This is a genomic window from Camelimonas sp. ID_303_24 (assembly GCF_053543495.1).
This window is the reverse complement of record NZ_JBLLJM010000007.1, coordinates 177,442-194,470: the sequence shown is the minus strand read 5'-3', so window position 1 is coordinate 194,470 and position 17,029 is coordinate 177,442. Positions and strand designations below refer to the sequence as shown.

15 protein-coding genes and 1 riboswitch are annotated in these 17,029 nt (G+C 66.3%); of the genes, 13 read left to right on the top strand and 2 right to left on the bottom strand.

The genetic code is table 11. The features are described 5' to 3' along the window. Positions 1 to 34: 34 nt before the first annotated feature. The 13 genes from ACERNI_RS09855 to ACERNI_RS09795 all read left to right on the top strand — a co-directional run bounded on the left by ACERNI_RS09855 (position 35) and on the right by ACERNI_RS09795 (position 12,951). Positions 35 to 772 carry an SOS response-associated peptidase family protein gene (locus tag ACERNI_RS09855; protein WP_448833113.1) on the top strand — a complete coding sequence of 246 codons (738 nt, stop codon included), beginning with the start codon at positions 35 to 37 and terminating at the stop codon, positions 770 to 772. 290 nt (positions 773 to 1,062) lie between these two features. Further along, positions 1,063 to 2,259 carry an amino acid ABC transporter substrate-binding protein gene (locus ACERNI_RS09850; RefSeq protein WP_448833112.1) on the top strand — a complete coding sequence of 399 codons (1,197 nt, stop codon included), beginning with the start codon at positions 1,063 to 1,065 and terminating at the stop codon, positions 2,257 to 2,259. Between the two features lie 156 nt (positions 2,260 to 2,415). Further along, positions 2,416 to 3,282 carry a branched-chain amino acid ABC transporter permease gene (locus ACERNI_RS09845; RefSeq protein WP_448833111.1) on the top strand — a complete coding sequence of 289 codons (867 nt, stop codon included), beginning with the start codon at positions 2,416 to 2,418 and terminating at the stop codon, positions 3,280 to 3,282. Continuing rightward, complete coding sequence (locus ACERNI_RS09840) at positions 3,279 to 4,247, top strand: branched-chain amino acid ABC transporter permease (protein ID WP_448833110.1); 969 nt, start codon at positions 3,279 to 3,281, stop codon at positions 4,245 to 4,247. Before ACERNI_RS09845 ends, ACERNI_RS09840 begins: the two co-directional genes overlap by 4 nt. Beyond that, positions 4,244 to 4,996: an ABC transporter ATP-binding protein gene (locus ACERNI_RS09835; protein WP_448833109.1), complete on the top strand. Its 753-nt coding sequence runs from the start codon at positions 4,244 to 4,246 to the stop codon at positions 4,994 to 4,996. Before ACERNI_RS09840 ends, ACERNI_RS09835 begins: the two co-directional genes overlap by 4 nt. Then, a complete protein-coding gene (locus tag ACERNI_RS09830; RefSeq protein ID WP_448833108.1) occupies positions 4,993 to 5,712 on the top strand; it encodes an ABC transporter ATP-binding protein in 720 nt (239 codons plus the stop codon). The genes ACERNI_RS09835 and ACERNI_RS09830 overlap by 4 nt, the downstream gene beginning before the upstream one ends. 5 nt (positions 5,713 to 5,717) lie before the next feature. Beyond that, positions 5,718 to 6,377 (top strand): DsbA family protein, encoded by a 660-nt coding sequence (locus ACERNI_RS09825; RefSeq protein WP_448833107.1) that lies wholly within the window; start codon positions 5,718 to 5,720, stop codon positions 6,375 to 6,377. Between the two features lie 125 nt (positions 6,378 to 6,502). Beyond that, positions 6,503 to 6,699: riboswitch (cobalamin riboswitch) on the top strand. Positions 6,700 to 6,899: 200 nt separating this feature from the next. Then, complete coding sequence (locus tag ACERNI_RS09820; RefSeq protein WP_448833106.1) at positions 6,900 to 9,014, top strand: TonB-dependent receptor; 2,115 nt, start codon at positions 6,900 to 6,902, stop codon at positions 9,012 to 9,014. Continuing rightward, complete coding sequence (locus ACERNI_RS09815; RefSeq protein WP_448833105.1) at positions 9,014 to 9,967, top strand: ABC transporter ATP-binding protein; 954 nt, start codon at positions 9,014 to 9,016, stop codon at positions 9,965 to 9,967. The genes ACERNI_RS09820 and ACERNI_RS09815 overlap by 1 nt, the downstream gene beginning before the upstream one ends. Next, positions 9,964 to 10,923 carry an ABC transporter substrate-binding protein gene (locus tag ACERNI_RS09810; protein WP_448833104.1) on the top strand — a complete coding sequence of 320 codons (960 nt, stop codon included), beginning with the start codon at positions 9,964 to 9,966 and terminating at the stop codon, positions 10,921 to 10,923. Before ACERNI_RS09815 ends, ACERNI_RS09810 begins: the two co-directional genes overlap by 4 nt. After that, complete coding sequence (locus ACERNI_RS09805; protein ID WP_448833103.1) at positions 10,910 to 11,965, top strand: FecCD family ABC transporter permease; 1,056 nt, start codon at positions 10,910 to 10,912, stop codon at positions 11,963 to 11,965. The genes ACERNI_RS09810 and ACERNI_RS09805 overlap by 14 nt, the downstream gene beginning before the upstream one ends. A 2-nt stretch (positions 11,966 to 11,967) precedes the next feature. Then, positions 11,968 to 12,216, top strand: a complete 249-nt coding sequence (locus tag ACERNI_RS09800) for a hypothetical protein (RefSeq protein ID WP_448833102.1) — start codon at positions 11,968 to 11,970, stop codon at positions 12,214 to 12,216. A 171-nt stretch (positions 12,217 to 12,387) separates the two neighbouring features. Then, positions 12,388 to 12,951 (top strand): helix-turn-helix domain-containing protein, encoded by a 564-nt coding sequence (locus tag ACERNI_RS09795; protein ID WP_448833101.1) that lies wholly within the window; start codon positions 12,388 to 12,390, stop codon positions 12,949 to 12,951. Positions 12,952 to 12,975: 24 nt separating this feature from the next. Here the strand turns inward: ACERNI_RS09795 and ACERNI_RS09790 are convergent, their stop codons facing one another. Together ACERNI_RS09790 and ACERNI_RS09785 are read right to left on the bottom strand one after the other, a co-directional pair. Beyond that, on the bottom strand, positions 12,976 to 14,778 hold the full coding sequence (locus tag ACERNI_RS09790; protein ID WP_448833100.1) for an acyl-CoA dehydrogenase: 1,803 nt from the start codon (positions 14,776 to 14,778) through the stop codon (positions 12,976 to 12,978). 167 nt (positions 14,779 to 14,945) lie between these two features. Beyond that, positions 14,946 to 16,973 carry an oxidoreductase gene (locus tag ACERNI_RS09785; RefSeq protein ID WP_448833099.1) on the bottom strand — a complete coding sequence of 676 codons (2,028 nt, stop codon included), beginning with the start codon at positions 16,971 to 16,973 and terminating at the stop codon, positions 14,946 to 14,948. Between the last annotated feature and the right edge of the window lie 56 nt (positions 16,974 to 17,029).

The following is a 17,029-nucleotide window of genomic DNA, read 5'->3' as shown; positions in this document are numbered from 1 at the left end:
TTGCCTGGCATAGTCAAGGAAGGCTTAATGCGGCATGCTGACGGAGCGTCAGGAGCAGCATCCTGCGTCGTGCAAGCACCACGGCCACGGCGGGCCGTCCGGATCGTTCCGGGCCTGGGCGCCAATCACCTGCGCCAATCACCCACGCATGGATACCCCGCTGGCCCCAATGTCCGCTTCCTGCTCCCCCGCCCCCGGTTCCCCCGCACCCTACAGCACTGCTCCCTATCGCATTGATCTGCCCAAAGAGGCCCTGGTGCGCGCGTTTCATGCGACGCCCGAGCATCCTGTGCTCGATCTGCATGGCGGCGTCGCGCCGGGGCGACCGGCATGGGTCATCCGGCTCCGCGCCGGGCGACGGGTCATTACGCCCATGGTCTGGGGTTTCCCGCCGCCGCCGGGACGCGAGCAGCTGGTTGCCAGCGCCCGAAACCTGGATTCCACCTTCTGGCGCCCCTGGCTGAAGCGCCCCAACCGCTGCCTGATCCCCTTCACCAGCTTCAGCGCCCCGGCAGGTCCATCCGGCGCCTTGCAACCGGCGAACCAAAAGGTCGCCGCCTTTGCAGGACTGTGGCGCCCATTCGAGGAAGTGCTGTTTTTCGCCAGGCTGACATCCCCGGATGATGGAACCGGATGGGCGGCGACCATGCCGGTCGTACTGACGGAGGAAAGCGAGTTCGCCGACTGGCTGGCGGCGCCGCCTGACGCCGCGATCCAGATGCAGCGCCCTCCAGCCCGCCAGAAGCTCACCGCCCTTGCGAGCGCGGGATAATCTGCTGCGAATATTGGCGTTTTTACCAATCCAGCCGCCGCGCGCCATGAGAACGCGCCTTGCAGGCTGGTCCAGGCCCGGCGATCCATCGCGGCGGGCCGGAAACCGGCCTGTGGTCGGGCCGCATATTCTACCGCGTCAACCTGTTGGCATTTCCAGACATGGGGCTATGCGGCTTCAAAAATACGCGATACATTGTATTTTGAATTAATTCACTATCTTTAATGTAAATAAGGTTGCCGCGGATCGCGCTGCGCTCCCTCCCGGCGCCTGGTCAGGAACGCATCATCATGAAGCTCTCCATGCGTTCGGCGCTCGCCGGACTGGTGATCATGGCCGCCGGCAATGTCGCGGCCACTGCGAAGGACGCCGTCGTCATTGGCGCGCCGCTGCCGGTGACGGGCGCCCTGGCGCCGGAAGGAACCAAGCTGCGCCAGGGCTATGAGTTGTGGCGGGAGCAGGTGAACGCCGCTGGCGGCGTCAAAGTTGGCGACCAGCGCCTGAAGGTTGACCTGCGTTACTACGACTACCAGTCGCAAACGCCGCGCGCCATTCAGGTCGCCGAGAAGCTCATCACCGACGACAAGGTTGATTTCCTGTTTTCGCCATTCGGCTCCGGCGCCACCAAGGCGGCCAGCGCCGTCGCCGAGAAGGCCGGCGTGCCGATGATCGCATCGTCCGCATCATCGAAGGAGGTGTTCGATCAGGGCTACAAGAACCTGTTCGGCGTCTACACCGACAACAGCACCTTCAGCGAGCCGCTGGCGGATCTGGTGAAGGCGAAGCTGCCAAACGCCAGACGGGTGGCCATCCTCGCCCGCAACGATCTTTACCCGCTGTCGCTCGCCAACGAATTTGAGAAGAGCGCCAAAAAGCGCGGCTTCGATGTGGTGTTCTTCGAAAAATACGCCATTGGCACGCTGGATCACGCCTCGGCCCTGACCCAGTTGCGCGCCGCCAAACCGGACTGGATCATCGCCACCGGCTACATCAACGACCTCATCACCATCCGCAAGCAGGCGGCTGACCTGAAAGTGGGCGGCGAGGCTTTCACCCTGATCAATGGTCCGGCCTACCAGGAGTGGATCAGCGCCGTTGGCCCGCTGGCCGAGAACGTGACGACCGCCAGCTGGTTCCACCCGGTGGCCAGATACAGCAGCGACGATGTGTTTGGTTCATCCGCGAAGTTCGTCGAGCTGTTCAAGGCGAAATATGGCTCGGAGCCTGACTTCACCCAGGCCTCCGGCTCGGCCGTCGGCGTGGTCCTGCAACAGGCGATCGAGCGCGCCGGCAGCCTCGACCGCGACAAGGTGCGCGCCGAGCTGAAGAAGGGCGGCTTCAAAACCTTCTTCGGCCCCATCTCGTTCTCGGACATTGGCATCGCCGACAGCTACGTGCCGCCGGTCCTGCAGATCCAGGACGGCAAGGTCCAGGTGGTGGCGCCGGCCGAAATCGCCACCAGCACGTTCCGCCCCGGGCTGAAGTAGTCGCTGCGTTCGCGAACGCCGCGCAGGCGCAAAATCCGGTCGCGCGCGACCGGGTTTTGCTCCAGATTTCCAGACTGAACGCACGATCCGGGGTGAACGCGTCTTCACCCCGCCATGCGGCGCGTCAGGGCGCGGCCGCCTCCAGGAATATCGCTCATGTTGTGGTTGCAGGTTCTGGTCAATGGCCTGGCTGTCGGCGGTCTTTACGCCTGCATCGCCGTGGGCTTTTCGCTGGTCTGGGGCGTGTTGAACATCATCAACATTCTTCACGGCTCCCTGATCGTTCTGGGCGGCTATCTCGCCTTTTTCGCCCACCAGTACTGGGGCATCAATCCGTTCCTGTTCGCGCCGCTGGCCGGGGCCGTGATGTTCGCCGGCGGCGTCGCCCTGCAATACTGCGTCATCAATCACGTGATGGCGCGACCGTTCCTGATCACGCTGCTGCTGACTTTCGGCCTCAACCTGTTTCTGGACAATTCGATGCTGGCCCTGTTCAGCGCCGACTACCGCAAGGTGCTGCTGAACCCGGCGCCAGGCGTGTTTGACCTTGGCTCCATCGTCGTGCCGGCGGACCGGATCTACGCCACGCTGGTTGGCCTCGCCCTGATCAGCGCCCTGGCCCTGCTGCTGCGTTTCACCCAGTTTGGCCGCGCCATCATCGCCGTGCGCATGGACCGCGACGCCGCCGCGCTGCTTGGCGTCAACGTACGCTGGACCTATGCGGTGGCCTTTGGCCTTGGCGTGTTCATGGCCGGCAGCGCCGGCGCGCTGCTCAGCGCCATTTTCCCGATCTCGCCGGTGGCCTCCGCCGGCTATCTCAGCAAGGCCTTCGTCATTTGCGTCATCGGCGGGCTCGGCAGCATCCCGGGCGCCGTCATCGGCGGCTTCGCGCTTGGCGTCATCGAGAGCTTCGGCGCGCTGCTGCTTGGCCCCGAGCACGCGCTGACCCTGGCGTTTGTCCTGCTGATCGCATTGCTGGCGGTGCGCCCGTCGGGGCTGCTTGGCAGGCAGGGCTTCGCATGATGCTGCGTCCCTCCCTGCCCCCCGCCCTGACCCTCGCCCTGCCCTTCGTCATCGTGGCCGCGGCCTTCGCGCTGCTCACCCAGACCGACGCCTATATCATTCGCCTCGCCACCACCTTTGGCATGTACGCGGCGCTGGCGCTGGCGTGGAACATCATCGGCGGCATCGCCGGCTACCCCTCTTTCGCCACCGCCGCCTTTTTCGGCCTTGGCGCCTATGTCACGGCGGTGGCGCAGAACCTTGGCGCGCCGCTGCTCGTGGGCGTCGGGCTTGCCGGCGCGGGGGCGGCGCTGTTCGCCGGGCTGCTTGGCTCCGCCATCCTGCACCTGCGCGGCAAATATTTCGCCATCGCCAGCCTGGTGATCGCCGAGGTGCTGCGCGAGCTCACCAACTCCTGGACCAGCGTGACCGGCGGCGGCATGGGCATCAACCTGCCGCTGGCGAAAACCACGCTGCTCACCCAGCCGCAGCTCTACCTGGCGGCGATGCTGGTTCTCGCCGCCGCCGCCACGAGCGCCAGCATGCTGATCGACCGCTCGCGCCTCGGCGTCGCCCTGCGCTGCATCGCCCAGAATGAGGATGCGGCGCAGATCATCGGCGTCGACACCCGCATGGCCAAAACCTGGGCCTTTGTCATTTCCAGCCTGTTCATTGGCCTGGTGGGCGGCGTTTACGCCTCCTGGGTCACCTATATCGACCCCACCGACGTCTATGACGGCGCCATGTCGGTGAAGCCCATATTGATGGCCCTGCTTGGGGGCGTTGGCTCGGTGTTCGGGCCGGTGCTGGGGGCATTCGCCTATTTGCTGCTGGAAGAGTTGCTGTGGCGCAACCTGCTGGAGTTCCACGCCGGCATCCTCGGCCTGCTGGTTGTGCTGCTGGTGCTGTTCCTGCCTGGCGGCCTGTCGCAGATCCGGGGCGTCGGCCTGGTCAGCCTGCCGAAAATCTGGAGGCGCGCGCCATGACGGCCCTGCTGGAACTGAAGGGCGTGACCAAAAAATTTCGCGGCCTGGAAGCCCTCTCCAACATCAACCTGTCGCTGGAGCCCGGCGAGATCGTTGGGCTCATCGGCCCCAATGGCGCCGGCAAGACCACGCTGGTCAATGTCATCACCGGCGTGCACGCCGCCGACGCCGGCTCCATCACCTTCAACGGCGCGCCCATCACCCACATGCGGCGCGACCGCATCGCCCGCCTTGGCGTGGCGCGAACCTTCCAGGTGGTGCAGCCCTTTCCGGCCATGACCGTGCTTGAGAATGTCACGGCCGCCGCCCTGTTTGGCGGCGGCGCGGCGAGCATCGCCGGGGCGCGCGACGCGGCGGCCGGATATCTGGCGTTCTGCGGGCTGGGCGATCAGGCCGGCAAACCGGCCGCCAACCTGACGCTCGCCGGGCGCAAACGCCTGGAGCTCGCCAAAAGCCTGGCCCTGCGGCCAAAGCTGCTGATGCTCGATGAAGTCAACGCCGGCCTCAACCCGGCGGAAATAGACGCCGCGCTTGAGCTCATCACGCAGATCGCCGCGCAGGGAACGACCATCCTGCTGATCGAGCACCTCATGAAGGTGGTGACGCGCACCGCCCGCCGCCTCGTGGTGCTGCACCATGGCAAGCTGATCGCCGACGGTCCCGTCGCCAGCGTGCTGACGGACGAGACGGTGGTTGAGGCCTATCTCGGCCGCAGATACGCGGAGCGCATGGCGGGAGCAGGCATATGACCGGAACCCTTCTCAAGGTTGCCGGCCTTGAAACCGGCTACGGCGACATTCAGGTTGTCTGGCGTGCGGATCTCGAGGTCCGCCAGGGGACGATCACCGCGCTCATTGGCTCCAATGGCGCCGGCAAAACCACGCTGCTGCGCGCGCTCTCCGGGCTGTTGCCGCTGCGAGGCGGCGCGATCTTCGTCGGCGGGCGCGACCTGGCCGGCGCCCCGCCGCAGCAGTTCGTGGAGCAGGGCGTGGCGCATGTGCCGGAAGGGCGGCGGCTGTTTACCGGCCTTTCCGTCCACGACAATCTGATGCTCGGCGCCTATCGCCGCAAGGATGGGAAGCAGGCGATTCGCGCCGATCTGGAGCGGATGTACGCGCTGTTCCCGCGCCTTGCCGAGCGCCGGCGCCAGGACGCCACCACCATGTCCGGCGGCGAACAGCAGATGTGCGCCATCGCGCGCGGCCTGATGGCGGCGCCGCGCCTGCTGCTGATTGATGAACTGTCGCTTGGCCTTGCGCCGGCGGTCGTCGACCAGCTGGTGACAACGCTTGAGCGGGTGCGCGCTGAGGGGACCAGCATTCTTCTGGTTGAGCAGGACGTGGGCATCGCGCTGGAACTGGCCGATTTCGTATATGTCATGGACCAGGGCCGCACGGTCCGGCGCGGTCCTGCGGATGAGATCGCCGCCGACCCGTCCATTATCGCCGCTTATATGGGAACCTGAGCGCCATGGCTGCATCCCGTCCGCACATCGACTATTACTTCAGCTTCATCTCGCTGTGGTCCTACATCGGCAGCCTGACGTTTCAGGATCTGGTGCGGCGGCACAATGCAGAGGTCGTCTACAAGCCGGTCAACCTGCTGCAGGTGTTCGCCGCCGGAGGCGGCAAGCCGGTGAAGGAACGCCCCCTGCAGCGCCAGGCCTACCGCTTTGTCGAGATGCAGCGCTGGAAGGACATTCGCGGCATTCCGCTGGTGCTTGAGCCAAGGTTCTATCCGGCCGACCCGTCGCTCGGCCATCGCATGCTGCTGAACGCCATCGCGGATGGCGCCGAAGTGGCCCCCTTCGCGCACGCCGGCCTGAAGGCGGTCTGGGCCGATGAACTGGACATCGCCGATCCGGCGACGCTTGTGCGCCTCGCCAATGCCAGCGGGCTCGACGGCGCAGCGCTGCTGGCCCGCGCCGAAGATGCCGGCGTGCGCCAGCGCGAGGCGGAGCTGACGGAGGAAGCGATCGCGCGGCAGATGTTCGGCGCGCCGTATTATTTCTACCGCGATGAGCCGTTCTGGGGGCAGGACCGGCTGGAAATGCTCGACGGCGTGCTGGCAAGCGGGCGCGCGCCAATACCAATGCGCAACCTCGGCGGGGAGCGCGCGCCTTCAGGGTGACCGGGATTTTTTCCAGGAGTTTTTCCCAAGGATTTCCGTCAGGAAGCCTGCTTCCCGCGCTGGCCCCGGCCACCCTGACCGGCGCGCATCAGAAAAATCCGCTTGTCTTTGCCGCCATCCGGCCATATTGCCATCGACCTGATGGTTCCCCTTTGGGGATGAAAAGGGAATGCAGTTGGCCTAACGGCCACAAGCTGCAGCTGCCCCCGCAACTGTAAGCGGCGAGTTTCTCACCTTTGCGCCACTGGCCTAGCGGCTCCGGGAAGGCGGTGAGAAGCGGTGACCCGCGAGCCAGGAGACCTGCCGTCGCACGTGTTGTCGCACGCGAACGCATCGGGCGGGGTGCACCGGTGGTAGGCGGATTGCCCCTGCCATGGCGGCTGGGCAATGAGACTGCAAGTTCGCGGTGACGCGTCAATATTGTCGCCGGAGCCGCGTCTCATGTATTCCGCTTTCCCCCGTCCTCCGCGTTTCGCGGATGCCGCCCATTTGCGCCAGACAACCGCCTGCAGCGCCGCCGCCATGGCGGCCATCCTCCTGGCAAACGCCGCCGCCGCGCAGGAAGCGCCAGCAGCCACCGTGGTGCTTGACCCGATCCAGGTGGTTGGCCAGCAGGCCGCCGGCGCCGGCCCCAATCTCAACGTCCCCAGCAACGCCGGCAGCCGCCTTGGCCTGACGCCGCTGGAGACGCCGGCCAGCGTCGACATCATTTCCGGCCAGGTGATCCGCGAGCGCGGCCAGAACAGCCTGGCGGAAGCCGTCACCCAGAACGCCACCGGCTTCAGCTATATGGGTACGCCCGGCAACGGCTTCGTGTCGTTTTCGTCGCGCGGTTTCACCGGCGTCACCTCGGTGACCACGCTGTATGACGGCATCAGGCTCTACCCTGGCCAGGGCACGGTCACTTTCCCCTTCGACACCTGGACCGTCGCGCAGATCGACGTGCTGCGCGGGCCGGCGGCGGTGCTGTATGGCGAAGGCGCTATTGGCGGCGCCATCAATGTCATTCCCAAAAAGCCGCTGTTCGACAGCCGCCGCAATGAGGCCCGCGTCTTCATCGGCAGCAACGGGCAGGCAGGCCTTGCGGCGGGATCGGCGGGCCCCATCAATGAAAACCTCGCCTACAGTCTCGACGTCTCCGGCGTGCGCGGCGATGGCTGGATGGAGCGCGGCGAATACAAAAGCCTGGCCTTCTCCGGCGCGCTGGCCTGGCGGCCCACCGACGCCCTGACCTTCACCCTCTCCCATGATGGCGGCTATAACGAACCCAGCCGCTATTTTGGAACGCCCCTGCGCACGGCGGGCGTCATGGAAAAGTCGTGGATCCGGCAAAATTACAACGTCCGCGACAGCGACATCTGGTTCAACGACAACATCACCCAGTTGCGGGCAGAGTGGAAACCGAATGAGGCGTTCTCCCTGCGCGCCGTGGGCTATTATCTGACCAGCGACCGCTTCTGGCAGAATGCCGAGAGCTACCGCTGGAACGCCGCGACAGGGCTGATTGACCGGCCGACCGGCAACTGGATCGCCATCAAGCAGGAGCAGGAACAGTTTGGCGGCCGCGTCGACGCGACGTTCCGCACCACGGTCTTTGGCATGGCCAACGAAACCGTCGTCGGCTTCGACGCCAACAATTTCCGCTTCAGCCGCCTGAACAACAACGGCTACGCGGCGCCGAAGCTCAATCCGTCGCTGACGCCATTCGGCTTCGACCCAGGTTTCTGGGGTACGACCAGCGTCTATGATCGCGAATACCGCTCGACGACGCAGCAATATTCGCTGTTTCTCGACAACCGCCTGAAGGTGACCGATAATTTCTCGGTCGTCGCCGGGCTGCGCTATGACAACCCGGAAGTTGACTACCGCAACCTGCGCAATGGTACGCAGGCTAGCGCCACGCTGGACTCGGTTGGCTGGCGCGCTGGAGCCATCTACGAGCCGATCAAGAATCTGGCGTTCTACGCCCAGTATTCGGAAGCCTCAGACCCGGTGACGTCGATCCTGTCGCTGCCGCCCGCCTCCGCCGGATACAAGCTGTCCTCCGGCAAACAGGTTGAAGTGGGCGTGAAGCAGAGCCTGTGGGATGGCCGCCTGGAATGGACTCTCGCCGGCTATTACATCGTCAAGAAAGACCTGCTGTCGCGCGATCCCAACAACCCCGCCGTCACCCAGCAGGTAGGCCAGCAGTCCTCACGCGGCGTCGAAGCGTCGGTGGGGCTGGAGCTGGGCCACGGCTGGCGCATCGACGCCAACGGCACATTGCTGGACGCGCAATATGACGATTTCAACGAATCCGTTGGCGGCGTCAGTGTCAGCCGCAAGGGCAAGACGCCCGCCGGCGTACCGGAAGCGGTGGCCAATCTCTGGGTGAGCTGGCGTTTCGCCGAGCAGTGGAAGGCCATGGTCGGCCTGCAATACGTCGGAAAAACCTGGACCTCCGCCAGCAACGATTATTCCAGGCCGGAGTACGCGCTGGTCAACGCCAGCCTGCAATGGAAGCCCACGGATTTCGCCACCCTCGACTTCCGCGTGAAGAACCTGTTCGACCAGACCTACGCTTACGCTGGCGGCGATTTGCAGTGGTATTACGGCGCCCCGCGCACGGCGGAGCTGTCATTGCACGTCAGGTTCTGATGACGATGGCTCAGTCGTCAGCATCCTCAGTAGCGAAATGGACGTCGCTGTTCACCAGGAACAGCCGTCAGGCCCAGCAGACCCGGCAACCCGCCGGTCAGGCCGGGCCGCAAGCTGCCGGCAGGACCGGATCAGCAGACGCCCTCGCCCTGGAGGCGCATGGCCTGGCGTGGGGGCCGCCCGGGCGGCGGCCGATCATCTCCGGCGTCAGCTTCGCGCTGGCGCCGGGCGAGCGGCTCGCCATTGTCGGCCCCAACGGGGCCGGCAAGTCGACGCTGTTGCGGTGCCTCTATCGCCTGCACCGCCCCGCCGCCGGCATGGTGCGCGTTGGCGGCGCCGATCTCTGGTCGTTGTCGCCACGTCTTGCCGCGCGGAAAATCGCCGCCGTGCTGCAGGAGACGCCAGGCGATTTCGCCTTCACCGTCCAGGAGATGATCGACGCGGGCCGCACGCCGCACGCAGGCGGGCTGATGGGCCGCGCCGCCAGCGCCCGCGCCGTTGATGCGGCCATGCGGCAGATGGAGGTGCGCCATCTGGCCGGGCGCGCCTTCGCCAGCCTTTCCGGCGGTGAGAAGCAGCGGGCGCTGATCGCCCGGGCCCTGGCGCAACAGCCCGGCGTGCTGGTGCTCGACGAACCCACCAATCATCTGGATATCCGCCATCGGCTGGAAGCCGTGGAGTTGCTGCGGGGCCTCGGGATGACCATCGTGACCACGCTGCACGACCTCGACATGGCGGCTGATGTCGCCAGCAAGGTGCTGGTGTTGCGCGCTGGCCGGCAGATGGCCTTCGGCCCCGTGTCCGAAACGCTGCAGCCGGCGCTCATCCGCAGCAGCTTCGACGTGGAGGCCGAAATCGCGCCGCGCGGCCTGTCGCTGCGCTTTGACTACAGGCTGCCGGAGAAGCGCGAGACCAGCGGCGCGCAAGCCGGCGAACGCGGACGCGACGCATGAGCCGCCTTCCGCGCCGTTTCATGGCCCCTGTCGCCGGGCTGGGGCTCATCCTGTGCTGCGGGGCGCAGGCGGAGCCCGTCACCGTCCGCAGTTGCGACCGGACCCTCACCGTGACCCGCCCGCCGCAACGGGCCGTGTCCTATGATTCCAACCTCACCGAGATGATGCTGGCGCTGGACCTGACCGACCGCATGGCCGGCTACATCGGCCACAAGGAGCGTTTGCGCGCCTCGGCGCTGGACCTGTTCCCGAAAGCGGCGCAATTGCGCCAGATCCAGCGCGGCTATCCCAATCGCGAAACGCTGCTTGCCGAAGACGTGGATTTCTACTTCGCCGGCTGGAGCTACGGCATGCGCGTCGGCGGCGAGGTGACGCCAGAGAAGCTCGCCCGCCTCGGCATCCCCGTCTATGAGCTGACCGAGAGTTGCGTGCGGATTGGCCGGCGCGAGAAGCCGACGCTCGACTTTCTCTACCGCGACCTGCTGAACCTGGGCCGGATTTTCGGCGTGGCGGCGCGGGCGGAAGCGCTGGTCGCCGGCTACCGGCGGCGGATCGACGCCGTCTCCCGACGGATCGCCGGCCAGCCGCGACCGGTGATCTTCCTGTTCGACAGCCCCGGACGCATGGCGGGCACGGCGGGCGCCCATTCCATGCCCACCGCGCTTGTCGAAGCGGCCGGCGGGCGCAACATGGCCGACGATATCCCTGGCAACTGGACCCGCATGAGCTGGGAGCGCGTCATCGCGCACGACCCCGACGCCATCATCATGATGGATTTCGGCCCGGGCGACGTGCAGCGCAAGCGGGATTTCCTCGCCTCGCGGCCTGGTCTGCGCGACCTGCGGGCGTTCCGCCAGGGACGCATCCTGACGCTTGGCTACAACGAACTGACACCCGGGCCACGCAATGTAACGGCGGTCGAGAAAATCGCGGAGTTTCTTCATGGCGACCGTTGAACCCGCAGCGCCATTACGCGCGCGCCGCCATCGCGCCTTGTTGCCTGGCCTGATTGTCATGACGTTGCTGCTCGGAGCCATGGCTGGCTCGCTGGCGGTCGGCTCCGCCCAGATCCCGCTGGCGGAGGTCCGCGACATCCTGCTGGGCCGCATCATGCCCACGGGCGCCGCGCCATACTGGAAACCAGGGATGGACGCCATCGTCTGGGACCTGCGCCTGCCGCGCATCCTGCTGGCGGCGCTCGTCGGGGCCGGGCTCGGCATGGTCGGCGCGGCCATGCAATCAGCCACGCGCAATCCGCTGGCCGACCCCTATCTGCTTGGCGTGGCCGCCGGCGCCGTCTTTGGCGCGAACCTGGCGATCCTGCACGTGGGAGACATTCTGGGGCCCGCGACAACGCCGCTGTTCGCCTTCGCCGGCGCGTTGGGGGCAACACTGATCGTGCTCTCCATCGCGCGGATCACGGGCTCAACCACCGCCGACCGGCTGATCCTGTCCGGCGTCGCCGTTTCGTTCGTGGTCACGGCCTGCGCCAATCTGCTGATCCTGTTCGCGGACCAGCGCTCCGCCGCCAATGTGATGTTCTGGACCCTTGGCGGCTTTGGCGCGGCGGACTGGAGCGTTCTGCCCGCTCCCGCAGTGGCGCTGGCCGCCGGCGGCCTGTGGTTCATCGCCAAACGCCGCGACCTGAACGCACTGGCCATGGGCGACGAAACCGCAACCACGCTGGGCGTGCCCGTCAACCGGGCGCGCCTGCTGCACATGACGGCGGGCGCCTTCATCACCGGGGTCATGGTCTCGGTCTCCGGCATGATCGGCTTTGTCGGCCTCATGACGCCGCATCTGGTGCGCATGGTCGTTGGCGGCGACAACCGCCTGGTGCTGCCGGCCAGCGCGCTGGTCGGAGCCCTGTTCCTCGTGCTCGCCGACATTGTCTCCCGCACCATCCTGGCGCCCGACGATTTGCCCGTTGGCGTGGTCACCGGCGTTGTCGGCGGCCTGTTCTTCGTTCTGGCGCTTCGCAAACGGGCGGGCGCCTGACCTTGGCGCAGCGTCAGGGCAGACACACGGACACTCCGGGCATTTCACCGCAACAATGCCGGATCGCCCGCGAACTGCTGGAGTGGACCCCGGCGCAACTGGCCGACGCTGTCGCCATGAGCCGCGCCACCATTTTGCTGTTCGAAAAAGGCGATCGGAAAATGGTCGCGTCAAACCAGCAGGCGATCCGCATCGCGCTGGAGCAGGCAGGGGTGGATCTCGATGCGGTGGGCGGCCCGCGGCTTGTCTGAGGTTTCGCGCCCGCAGGCCCCAGGCACTGGCGTCAGGGCGTCCGGAAGCTGAATGGCTGGCGGCGCGGCGCGAATTGTCGTGAACCCGCGCTTTTCCCGAAGTTTGATAGCGCACACAGGCAAAACAACCGGAGGAATACCGTTCTCCTTGAAACAAGGGGAGAAAACGCCATGCAAATTGGCTATGGTTGGTCTTTCCACACAAGAGATAACACGCCGGTCTGTGACCTCGCAGCCCTGGACGCCATGGGAGCGGAGCGCTGTTTCGTGGTTTCCAGCCCGTCCGGGCGAGCGCCGGTGCTGGAGCAGGCCGTGGCTTTCCTGCGCCCCAACGACTGCCTGCTGGTGCGGTCTGTCGAGCGGCTCGGCGCGTCCTTGTGCGAGGTGATGAACGTGGCGAAAGCGTTGGCTGACGCGGGGGCCAGCCTCCTGATCCTGGACCTGAACCCGTCCCAGTCCCCGACGCCGGGAGCGGTTTCTGGCGACATGCTGGTCCAGGTCGCCGGATGCATCGCCGGGGCGCTGGGAACCCCAACGCCCATCGACGCGCCGGAAGACCCCGACCCGCCGCTCCCGGTCGCCGTGGGCCAGCGCGGCCGACCCGTGGCGATCGCAGCGGAGCATCACGGCAGCGTGCGCTGCCTTGTCCGGGAGCAGGGCCTGTCCATCCGTCAGGTGGCGCGTCGCTTTGACGTATCAGCCGCGACCATCTACCGGATCCTCGCACGCGCGTAATATGGCGCGTAAAGCGCCTCCCCGTCAGCCGCCAAAAATCTCGGGCGCACAGTCAAGCGCTGGCGACTCAAGGCTTTCGCAGAGAGCAAAACGCGTGATGGCGTGAGGCAGCTCGTGCAGGCAGAAGTAGCGGCAGGCCTGGCGCTTGCCGAGATAGAATACCCTTTCGGTTTCCCCAAGGGCTGGATCGGCGAGACGGGCCTCGGCGAGACTGGCCTGCCACAGCCAGATCCAGCCCAGCGCCACATGGCCGAACGCGTCGAGGAAAATGGTTGCATTGGCGGTGCGCCGCTCGGGCTCCTGACAGGCCAGCAAGGCCCGGACCGCGCTTTCCAGCGCCGCCAGCGCCGCCTCCATGCGCGCGCAATCCGGGCCGAGCTGCGCGAAGGCGCCAGCGCCGGCCAGCGTCTCGCGGATCACGCCGATCAGCTCGCGCAGGGTTTTCCCCCCGTCCGCGCCGATTTTGCGGCCCAGCAGATCCATGCCCTGGATGGCGAACGTGCCCTCGTGGATATGGTTGAGCCGGTTGTCGCGATAAAGCCGCTCCAGCGGATAGTCGCGGGTGTAGCCATAGCCGCCGAGAATCTGGATGGCCCATTTGTTGGCCTCAAGACAGTGTTCCGACGGCCATGACTTGACGACCGGCGTCAGCAGGCCCAGCAACCTGTCTGCGCGTTCGCGCGCCGCCGCGTCGGTCGTGGTGGCGGCGTCATCGACCAGCTTCGAACAGAACAGGCAGAGCGCCTGCGCCCCCTCGACAGCGGCCTTCTGCGACAGGAGCATGCGGCGCACGTCCGCGTGGCGGATGATCGGAACCTGGGGGCTGGCGGGATTGCGGCTGTCAGCCGGCCGCCCCTGCAGACGCGTGCGGGCGTAGTCCGCCGAATGCAGATAGCCGGCAAGCCCGGCCATGGCGGAGGCGTGACCAACGCCGATGCGCGCCTCGTTCATCATGTGGAACATGTATTCCAGGCCGCGATTGGGCTCGCCAATCATCCAGCCGATAGTTTCGCCCGCCTCGCCAAAGTTCAGCAGGCAGTTGGTGGTGGCGCGTTGACCCAGCTTGTGGTTGAGGCCAGCCAGAGCGATGTTGTTGTGCGCCGTGATGTTCCCGTCGCCGTCAACGCGCATTTTCGGCGCGAGAAACAGCGAAATGCCCTTCGAGCCGGGCGGCGCGTCGGGCAGCTTCGCCAGCACCATGTGGACGATGTTGTCGGTGATCGCCTGCTCACCGCCCGAGATCCACATCTTGTTGCCGCGCAGCGCATAGGTTCCATCGCCGCGCGGCGTGGCCGTGGTGCGGATGTCGCCAAGCGACGAGCCGGCCTGTGGCTCGGACAGGCACATGGTGCCGAACCAGCGCCCCTCGATCATCGCCGGCAGATAAAGGCGCTTCAGCGTTTCAGAACCGAAGGCATTCAGCAGGTTCGCGGCGGCGACCGTGAGAAAGGCGTAATTCGTCACCGGCGTGTTGGCGGCCACGGCCATGCCGGTGGCGGCCGTGTACAGGGTCCATGGCGCCTGCAGGCCGCCAACGGATTCATCAAACGCCAGACCAAAGAATCCCGCTTCCGCCCAGGCCCGCAGGGCTGCCCCCGTCGCCGCCGGCTGTTCGACCTGGCCGTTGACGAAACGCGGCTCGTTGGCGTCGACCTCTGCCGCGACGGGCAGGAAAACCTCCTCCGCCAGGGCCTGGGCCGTGTCGAGAATCTGGCCCATGGCGGCGCGGTCATACTGGGCGAACCGCGGCCGCTCCGCCAGGCGTCCGGCGTCCAGCATTTCAAACAGGACAAAGTCCAGGTCACGGCGGTCAACGATCAGGGACATGTGGCGCTCCGGTTGAGGGGCCTGAATACGTCGCCCTGAAGCCCATGTCGAACCCGGTTCATATGAACTGGCCCATTTGAACCTGGCTTTGGGCGCGTTGCGTGCAGCGGGCGGCGACAGCGCGGGCGTGGGATGGCGGGCGCCGCTGGCGCGGCGCCCGCGTCGTCTCAGACCAGGGCGGCCGATTCGGTCGCCTGCTTGATGGCGCGCTTGGCGTCGAGCTCGGACGCCTCGAAAGCGCCGCCAACCAGCTCGGACGAAATACCGGCCTCGTCCAGCGCATCATGCAGGGCGCGCAGCGGATCCTGACCGGCGCAGACGATCACCGTATCAACGTCGAACAGTTCCGGCTGGCCGCCGACCACCGCGTGCAGGCCCGCGTCATCGATCCCCACATATTCAACGCCGCGCATCATCTTCACGCCCCTGCGCTGCAGCGTCATGCGGTGGGTCCAGCCGGTGGTGCGGCCAAGCCCCTGCCCCACCGGGGTTTCCTTGCGTTGCAACAGCGTCACCTCGCGGCCGCTGGTCGCCACTTCCGGCGTGACGCCAGTGACGCCGCCGCGCGGGTGGTTCGTGAAATCAATACCCCATTCCTTCGCGAAGACATTGACGTCGAGCGCGCTGCTCTTGCCGGCGTGGGTGATGAGTTCGGCCACGTCAAAGCCAATGCCGCCAGCGCCAATGATCGCCACCTTCTGTCCCACGGGCGCCTTGCCGGTGATGACGTCGATGTAGCTGACTACCTTGCCGTGCCCGATGCCGGGAATCTGTGGCGTGCGCGGCGTGATGCCGGTGGCCACCACCACATGATCGAAGCCGCCGGCCCGCACCGTATCGACGTCGACGCGCACCCCCAGCTTCAGCTCGATGCCGAGCACATCGATCATCCGGCGATAGTAACGCAGCGTCTCGTAGAACTCTTCCTTGCCCGGGATGCGCTTGGCGTAATTGAACTGGCCGCCGATCTCGTCATTGGCGTCGAACAGCGTCACCGCGTGGCCGCGCTCGGCGGCGGTAACCGCATAGGCGAGGCCGGCAGGCCCGGCGCCAACGATGGCGATCTTCCGCTTCGCGCTGGCGGGAGCGACGGTCAGCTCGGTTTCGCGGCAGGCGCGCGGATTGACAAGGCAGGTGGTCAGCTGGCCGGTAAAGGTGTGGTCGAGGCAGGCCTGGTTGCAGCCGATGCAGGTATTGATCTCGTCCTCACGCCCCTCTGCGGCCTTGTTGACCAGGTCCGGGTCGGCCAGCATCGGGCGCGCCATGGAGACAATGTCGGCGTCGCCGCGCGCCAGCACCTCTTCCGCCACCGAGGGCATGTTGATGCGGTTGCTGGTGATGAGCGGGATCGACAGCTCCTTGCGCAGCCGGCCGGTCACCTGGGTGAAAGCGGCGCGCGGCACCATGGTGGCAATGGTGGGCACAAAGCTCTCATGCCAGCAGAAGTGGGTGGAGATCACGTCCACGCCCTCAGCCTCCAGGGCTTTGGCGAGGCTGACGACCTCCTCCCAGGAGAGGCCTTCCTGCAGCATGTCCATCGCCGAGATGCGGAACACCAGGATGAAGTCCGGCCCGACCGCCGCGCGCGTGCGGCGCACGATCTCCAGCGGGAAGCGCATGCGGTTGCTCCATTCGCCGCCCCAGCGATCCGTACGCAAATTGGTCTTGGAGACGAGGAAGGTGGAGATGAGATAGCCGGCGGAGCCAATGATCTCGACGCCGTCGTAGCCTGCCTCCTGGGCCAGCTTCGCGCAATTGGCGAAGGCGGCGATCTGCTCCTCGATGCCGGCTTCATCAAGGCCGGCGGGCTGGTACTGGGCTATGCGCGACTTGACCGGCGACGGCGCCACGCAGGCGGGCGTGCGCGCCAGCGGTCCGCTGTGCAGGATCTGCATGACGATCTTCACGTCATCGGCGGCCGCGTGCACCGCGTCCGTCACCTGCCGGTGCATCGCCACGTCATCGGCGTTCAGCAGCTTGGCGCCGGCGCCGGCGGTGGGATGCGGGCCGATGCCGCCGGTGATGATGATGCCAACGCCGCCTTTGGCGCGCTCAACGAAATAGGCCGACAGCCGCTCCGCCGCATTCTCCACATCCTCAAGGCCGGTGTGCATCGAGCCCATCAGGATGCGGTTCTTGATGGTCGTCGAGCCCACTTTCAGGGGCGAGAAGATATTCGGATAGCTGGCGGTCACGGCGTTTCCAATCATTCTAAACGAGGCTTGCCATTTGCCATAACGAACAGTGTTCA